The following is a 7,875-nucleotide window of genomic DNA, read 5'->3' as shown; positions in this document are numbered from 1 at the left end:
GGCGCAGCTTGAAAGCTTTACTTCAGAGCTGGAGAATTCGGCAGGGGCTGCGGACAAGCTGGCTGAAACCCAAATGGATACGCTGAAGGGGTCCATAGAGGAATTCAAGTCGGCCATGGAGGCTGCGGCCATTGCAGTGGGTGACAAATTTGCGCCTACGGTACGTTCTATCACGGACATGATTGCATCCTTGATTCTGTCATTCACCCAACTGGACGCGGGCACGCAAAACGCCATCATCACTTTTGTTGCGGTGACGGCAGCAGTGACGGGTATCACCCTGGCTGTGTATGCGCTGCGTACAGCTTTAATTGCTTTACAGGCTTCTTTCCCTCCATTGCTTGCCCTATCGGCTGCAATCGGGGCTGTAGCTGCTGCTTTTGCTTTCTTTAAAGGGAAGTCAGACGATGCGGCTGCTTCTGCTGAACAGTTTGCCAGGGCTCAGGAAGAAGTAAACGATGCACTGAACAAATCGCCTTTACAGCGAACCGTGCAGGATGTTCAAGACCTTCAGGACCGAACGAACGAGCTGAACACGGTCCTAAACGAGCGTGCAGCACTCCAAGAGAGGCTGAATGAGATCGAAGCCTTGCAAGCGGATCACATGGGAACGCCTCAGCTACTGACGGAAATGCTTGAAATTAACGATCAGCTGGCCGAGATGGACGAGCAGCTTCGTGGAATGGGTTATGACGGCTTGGAAGATGCGCAAAACAAGCTTGAACAAATGAATGATGCCATTGACGAATCCGTTCCGGCACTCTTGAAAATGAAAGAGGCTGAAATATCGGATTTATCGGCCAAATACCAAAAGGTCGAGGCCATGGAAAAGCTATCGGCCAGATACAAGGAACTTGCATCTGCTCAAAACCTGGACGCTTCGCAAAAGCAGGAACTGATTAATGTCACGGATCAATTGAAAAAGCAGTATCCAGACCTGAATGCGCTCCAAGATGAATCGGGCCGGATCACGATAAAGAATATCGGGATCATTGACGATCATATCAGCGCGGAGCGTAGTTTTATTGATACTTCAGCCCAGGCTGCTAATGCGTACCTAACTCACCTGGAAGCTATGGCAAAGGCCAATAAAGCATCGGTTGAGGCTCAGATAAAAAACTTTGAAGCTCTCGCAAAAGCCATGGCCGCCGTAAGCGGGAAAAATGCCAATCCCATGGTGGCGAAAAAAGTTACCGCTGTTGGTGGAATCAGCGTCAATACAGCATTTGAGAACTTTGCCAATGGCGGGGTGGACGAGCAGCTTACTGGATTGTACGACAAACAAAAAATTGCAAATCAGAATTTGCTGGAGGTTCAACGGGCCAAGGAATCTCTGACTACTGGCGAGGCTTTTAAACAGGTTTCCGGTAGCGGAGTAGACTTGTCCCAACCTTCAAAGGGTTCGAAAGGTTCGAAAGCGAAGGCAGCCAAGACCAAAAAAGAAAAAACAGGGAAGTCAGCTGCGGAACTGGCAGCGGAAGCCCGGAAGAAAGCCTATGATGCCGACATTGCCACGGTCCGGTATCAGGCGGATATGTATGACTGGTCAGCTGACAAACAGATTGAGGCATACAACAAGGTAGCCGCGAAGCATAAGCAGCACCTAAAGGAAACCGTTGAAGATCAGCGGACGATGAATCTGCAAATTAAACGGCTCCAGGAAGACAGCACCAAAGCACGTTATGACTTTTCTTCCGAATGGATCGATAAAGATCAGCGCCGGATGGAAGAGGCCGGGAAAACGGAAGTTCAGATGGCTACAGCCAAGCTGAATGCGTGGACGCGGGTCCGGGATCGGTATAAGAAAGATTCAGAGGAATACAAGAAGGCTGACGAACAGGTGTATCAGTCCCGGAAGGAATTAACGCGGCAGATTGAAGCGGAGCAAAAGAAGCAATACCAAACGTCATCGGAATGGATCACCAAAGAAGAACGGCGCATGGAGGAATCCGGTAAAACAGAGCAAGAAATCTTGCAGATGAAACTGGATGCCTGGACGCGTGTTCGTGACCGATACAAGAAAGATTCCGAACTATACAAGCAGGCTGACGAGCAAGTGTACCAAGCCCGAAAGGCTTTAATCCAGCAAACCCAGAAGGATACCGAAACGCTGCTTAAAACGCAAAAGACCGCTGTTAACGATGCCAAAAAGGCCGAACTAGCGGCTATTGATGCGCGTAAAAAGGCATTTGTAGATGCTCAAAACGAAAAGATCCAGGCCATTGACGATCTGATCAAGAAAGAGCAGGAAGCCAATAGCGATGCGGATTGGGAAACGGAGCTTAGAAAGAAACAGGCGCGTGTGGATCTGCTCAGTACAGCTGTTAGTCCTGAAGGGATTAAAGAACGAAATGACCTGATTGCGGAAATCGAACGGATGCAACTGGAGCATTCCCGCGAGCTGCGTCAGCGGGATCTGGAAGACCAAAAGGACAAGCTCCAGGACGAAAAAGCAGAGCAGGAGCAGGCTTTTGAGGATGAGAAAACAGCCGCGGAAGCCCGGTATGATGCTCTGGCCCAAGTTTTCGAGGATCACGGCGATGATGTCAAACTGATTGAAAGTGCGGTTCAAGAATTCCGGGTGAATGCGAGCAAGGAAGCGAATGCCCAAATTCTAAGCGACTTAGACGCCTTTCTAAGCCAATATCAGGCCAAGATGTCCACAGTATCCAATCTGACCGGAAACTCGCAGCAGGCGCTAGATTTGCAGGAGTACAACTCTAACAAGGATGCATACAACGCAGCCAAGGCAGCGGGGAACAAAGAAGAGATGCAGCGGCTGGCCGAGCGAAATCAGGCGATCCGTAACCAGTACGGCATTGCGAAGGATACAGGCAAGCTGGATAGCTTCGATGTCGGCGGCGTGGTTCCGGGCGCTCCAGGTGAGCCCATGCAGGCTGTGGTTCACGGCGAGGAAGCTATATTTAATCGCCACCAACTGAATAACCTGTTCCGGCTCCTGGAGGTGCCGCAGCTGACCATGAAACCAGAACAAGCTGCACCGCCTGTGCAAGAAGTCACGCAGCATTTTAACATGTCAACGGGAAGCGTAGTTTTAGAGGATAAGGCAGATATTGATATGTTCTACAATGGCCGCGAGCGATTAGCGCGGAATTTGCAAACTAAAGGGGTGAAAGGGTGATGGAGTATGACGTAAAGGTGAACGGTCTATGGGTGTCTACCATCGGGGCAACTTTGGTGGGTCGCACCCTTCCGGCCTTGCCAGAAGCCGAGGAAAACACAGTCAAGCTGGCCGGGAGTGATGGTGAGGAGGACTTTGGATCAACTTACGCCACCCGGCCGCTGGAGCTTAGTTTCTATGTCATGGGTGAAGCTTCTGAGTATCACCAAATCATCAACCGATTAGCAAATATCTTTCACGCCAAACGCGGGGAACTGGAGCTGATATTTTCGGATCGTCTGGACAGGCGTTACATGGCGAAATACCGAGGGACTACCGGTTATGATCCTTCTTCCGTTAACCATCAGGTGGATATTCCGCTGAAGATGTACAACCCATTCCCGGAATCAAGTGAGGAGTTTGTGTTTGAACCGATTATCACTAAGTCGCCGCAAATCGTCACAGTAAAGTCCGGTGGAGACATCCCGGCCAATCCGGTCATTGTCCTAACGAATCAGGGCACGAACGTGATACGAAATTTTCGAATAGCGAATGAGTATTTAATTGAATAGGAGGGGTTAGGTTTGGCTGATATTTTGCTTTCAAAATCGAATTACTGGAAAAGAGCCTCAATCAATGCAGCGTTGCGAGGGGTTAACTTTACGGCTCCAGCAAGGGTGTATATCGCGCTGTATACGTCCAATCCCACGGATGCTGATACAGGGCAGGAGGTCACAGGCGGAGGTTACACCCGGCAGCAAGTTACCTTTGGTGATCCCGTCATTACCGAACGCAGAGCAGCGGTCCAGAACACGGCTGACGTTTCGTTTCCAATCGCTACGGCAGACCAGGGGCTGATAACGCACATTGGTATCCGGGACGCAGCTACAGGTGGCAACCTGCTGTATCACGGAGCCGTGAAAACGCCGAGAACGGTACTGACCAACGATTTAATCCGTTTCTTGGTGGGACAACTCAAAATTGATGAAGGGTAGGTGACAGCATGAAAAAGATGTATCCAGCGGTGGTTAACTCTCCGAAAACGGAGCTTACGGATTTAATCACCGAATCACAAACTGATATTGCCGTTGCTGATATAGGAGTCCTTTTGCCAGGCGAAGGGATTGCCACCATCGGGAATGGGGATGCAGCCGAAACCATTTTGTACACGTCCGTTGACGGGAATACGTTAAAGGGGTGTGTCCGGGGATTTCAAGGGATTGCCCGGGCTTGGACGTCCGGCACGCGAATTGCGCGAAACTTTGCGGCAGCTGATTGGGATGCAGCTCGGGAAAATATTATAGAACTGGCTGAAAGGGTGGATGTTCCCAAACGATCTGCCCTTACCTTGCAACCTGGCATGCAAACCGTGCGAGCTGAACAAGATGCACCTTTCGCATTGACTGGACTCACGGGCCGAACGTTGGTTAACTTGTTGGGGCGTGATGGCAACTTTGAAGATGCGAGTAAATGGTCCTTAGCATCATGCAGTTTAACTCTTGATAATACAAGCTTTTTATATGGCAGCAGTTCAGGCAAGGCTACGACAACCGGTACAAATTCATCTGGTTTGGTGCGTAGAAAAACCCTTGTTCCAATAGACAACACGAAGTATTATATCGCTATCGTTGAGATAAAGAATACCGACGCAACTTCTGCATACTTGCGAGTGATGAAGCCAGATTACAGCGCAACCTTAAAATCCAGCACACCCAAAACGAATAAAGGATCATATCTACTGCATTATGTTAAATTAAGTCCTGCTGATCTTGTAGGACTTAATAGCATATCATTTGACTTGGTATTTCCTTATGTGAATACTGGGTCGGTAATAAATTTTGATGGCGGCGGAGTTTATGAGGTGGATAAAGCCTTATACGACCGCATTGGAGTAGACGTCACAGAGTCGAGCATCCGTAATTATCTCCCTTACGTTGATAGCGTTCAACCCGTACGAAATCCGTATGCGATTCGTTATGGAGAGAACTTGTTACCGCCGTTTTACGATGGGTGGCAAAATACTCCTCGTAACGATTCTACAGGAAAAGGCACGATTATAAGTCCTTATGAGTATTCAGTCGTAGCTAATGCAGAAGAATCATGGATCGGATCACCTTGGATTCCTGCAATTCCGGGCAAATCGTATACGCTTAGCGCAAATCATACTGGTCAAATACAGCTTGTGTTCACTGACAAGGACAAGGTTGCAATCATCAACTCTGGATACTCTGCTAACCAATCGGCAAGCCTTATTGCTCCTGACAACGTGGCTTATGTTGTTGTTTATTTTCGAAATACAGGACTTGCAGCAGGGACGTTCAGTATTAAAAACCCGATGCTTACGCTTGATACGACAACCAAATCGTTCAAACCGCGTGAAGACGCTATGATCGCATTGCAAACGGATTTATTTGCTGATCCATTAACCGGTGCGAATGCTGACGAAGTGTTCGAGAAGGACGGACAATACTTCAAGTTGAAGAAGTGGGATCATATTACATTAGATGGAGAAAAGGCGTGGGTGTTTAACGTAAATGAAGCTGCAGGGGTAAAGGTCGTTTACTTCCTCTTAAGCGTACCTTACAATCCTGTTACCTGGAACCCAGTCGCAGTAAAATATGACGGCAAGATTTTAGCAAGGACGGCGAGTGGTTCGGATAGATTGAACGGAAGTTCTGAAGAACCAAGACTAATCATCTTAAGTATTTCAAGCGCAGACAGTGGATGGGGAGACGCATACACACCGACTGCTGACGAGATTAAGGCGTATTTCATGGGATGGGTTATGACGACTCAAGAATCTTGGTCTACTGCTCCAGTCCAATATAACGGTACTGGTACAAAAGGTTGGGTTCGTAGGTGGCTCAACGCAAGTCAAGGTAATCCATCAACGGTCGGATCTATAGGCACTTGGGTAGATATGTCTGCTACTCCAACTGTGCCTACTACAATGAGCGCAGGGTTTACTCCCTACCAACTCGTATATCAACTTGCAACGCCAACTGTCGAACCGATCACGTCAGAAGGACAATTGACGTTAATCGAAGGTAATAACCAAGTTGAAGTCGGAACGGGAATTGTATTGCGAGAAGCAACTAAACCCGTAATGACTAAAGTCGGAAGTATTGAGTATTATCATTTCAATAATACTGATTCGGGCGTAAATAACCCGTTTAAATATCGAGTTGAAAAGATATTGAACATTTACGTGAACGGCAAACGAGCTTCTGGCGTAGTCGTAAAAAACGAAAAAGAAGCTTACGGAAATCAAGACGCTCATATTGAAGGCAAGGACTTTATTAAAGATGGAGCATACACGGCAACATACCTAATGTTGGACAGGTCTCCGATTGCTCCACTCATCGGATCAGTCCCAGACAACGAAAAGGCACTGCTTACGGACTTGGTACAGGACATACAACAAGCGAATACACGCCTTAGTGTAGTTGAGAGTAAGAAGGAAGAGAAAGATGCTCACGCATGGATTACACCTACATTACTTAATGGTTGGGTAAGTGAGAGTACAGAAAAAATAAGATACATTAAGATTGGTAGGGTGTGCTATATCGAGGGTCGCGTTTCAGGCGGAGCCAGTGGGAATGCTATTCAATTGTTCACCTTAGCCGAGGGATACCGACCCGGTCAAAATGTAACAATTATAACGCGTACTGGACAAATAGTGATTACCGATTACGGGCATGTTCTGCTTTATCAAGACGACAATGCTATTACAAACATTAGTGGAACTTCATTCGTAACTAAGTAAAGGAGGGATCAAATGAAAGCCGTACCTAAAGTAAATACAGACGGCCTCTATATGGAGGACGAGTTGGTGGACGATGCCTTTTCTGGTGTCGTCCCTTTTTATGCCGAGCCAGAACCGGTTGCTTTTGATGCTGAAGAGATCGAACGGCCCATGGATATGGAAGAAGAGGAAAAGGCGGAACCGGAGATTGCCGGGTATATTGTCAGCTTTCCTGTTCCTTCGGGGCTGTTCCTGCCACGATTTGACCTGGCAGCTTGGGAAGTCTATCAGGATGCCGTGGGGATTGACCCAGAGGAAAAATTTCCTGACCTGTGGGCTGAAGGGTTAAGCCAGGAAGAAATTGACGAGCTGACGAAGCCGCGGCCTGTCGAGCCATCCGAAATGGACAAGATCGGGGAACAGCTTGTACAACGTGAGCTGGAAGCCCTGGAGCTAAAGCAACAGAACGAAATTCTGGGCGAGCAAATTGTTATGAGGGAATTGGAAAGTGCAGACCTGAAGGCACAGAACGAGGCATTAGGGGCACAGATTGTTGGTATTGAGCTGCGTTTGTTGACTATAGAAACAGAATCGAAGGGAGACGGTGTAAATGTTTAATTCTGATTTCGAAAGACTCCAATATTACTATGAAAAGAAATGGGCGAAGGAACCACAGCTGAGACAGTATGTTTCCTTTGGTGTCATTACGCCGGAAGAGTTTGAACAGATTACAGAACAGAAATACGAAGCGTAAGCTGAGAGGGGGTGTCCGGCTTGTTCGGAGGCGGATTTAACGAAATAGCTTACAATGCAGGCGGCGGTGAAAACGTCATTGACCTGGCGGCGCACTTATCAGGCGGAGCGCAATTGTATTCTAAGCGGACCATTTCAGGAGGGGAGGACGTGACAGGGTTTAACCTTGTCGCGTTCAATGCTCCAGAATTATCCGGTGATACGGAATACTCGCTGGATTACGCTGTGGAAATGACGCTATCAGCAGAGTTTTCCG

The 7,875-nt window shown here is 48.1% G+C and carries 6 protein-coding genes and 1 pseudogene; all 7 read left to right on the top strand.

What is annotated here, in order from left to right; all coding sequences use genetic code 11:
* A partial coding sequence (locus tag HP552_RS00910) for a phage tail tape measure protein (protein WP_175393881.1) occupies positions 1-3,142 on the top strand: 3,142 nt, incomplete at its 5' end.
* On the top strand, positions 3,142-3,693 hold the full coding sequence (locus HP552_RS00905; RefSeq protein ID WP_175393880.1) for a distal tail protein Dit: 552 nt from the start codon (positions 3,142-3,144) through the stop codon (positions 3,691-3,693). The genes HP552_RS00910 and HP552_RS00905, both read left to right, overlap by 1 nt.
* 12 nt (positions 3,694-3,705) lie before the next feature.
* On the top strand, positions 3,706-4,116 hold the full coding sequence (locus HP552_RS00900; RefSeq protein ID WP_175393879.1) for a phage tail fiber protein: 411 nt from the start codon (positions 3,706-3,708) through the stop codon (positions 4,114-4,116).
* 8 nt (positions 4,117-4,124) lie between these two features.
* Positions 4,125-6,887, top strand: coding sequence for a hypothetical protein (locus tag HP552_RS00895; protein ID WP_175393878.1), 2,763 nt, complete (start codon positions 4,125-4,127; stop codon positions 6,885-6,887).
* A 12-nt stretch (positions 6,888-6,899) separates the two neighbouring features.
* Positions 6,900-7,484, top strand: coding sequence for an SH3 domain-containing protein (locus tag HP552_RS00890; protein WP_175393877.1), 585 nt, complete (start codon positions 6,900-6,902; stop codon positions 7,482-7,484).
* Complete coding sequence (locus HP552_RS00885) at positions 7,477-7,620, top strand: XkdX family protein (protein WP_175393876.1); 144 nt, start codon at positions 7,477-7,479, stop codon at positions 7,618-7,620. The genes HP552_RS00890 and HP552_RS00885 overlap by 8 nt, the downstream gene beginning before the upstream one ends.
* A 20-nt stretch (positions 7,621-7,640) precedes the next feature.
* Positions 7,641-7,875, top strand: a pseudogene (locus HP552_RS00880) (phage distal tail protein); the annotation flags it as partial.

It is taken from the genome of Paenibacillus xylanilyticus, from assembly GCF_013359935.1.
Classification (GTDB): domain Bacteria; phylum Bacillota; class Bacilli; order Paenibacillales; family Paenibacillaceae; genus Paenibacillus; species Paenibacillus xylanilyticus.
The sequence above is the reverse complement of the archived record's forward strand: the minus strand, read 5'-3'. Positions and strand labels throughout refer to the sequence as shown.

Excerpts from the sequence above, each read along its gene's own strand:
- HP552_RS00885 (WP_175393876.1), top strand. The coding sequence starts at position 7,477 with ATGTTTAATTCTGATTTCGAAAGACTCCAATATTACTATGAAAAGAAA.
- HP552_RS00895 (WP_175393878.1), top strand. The coding sequence starts at position 4,125 with ATGAAAAAGATGTATCCAGCGGTGGTTAACTCTCCGAAAACGGAGCTT.
- HP552_RS00890 (WP_175393877.1), top strand. The coding sequence starts at position 6,900 with ATGAAAGCCGTACCTAAAGTAAATACAGACGGCCTCTATATGGAGGAC.
- HP552_RS00905 (WP_175393880.1), top strand. The coding sequence starts at position 3,142 with ATGGAGTATGACGTAAAGGTGAACGGTCTATGGGTGTCTACCATCGGG.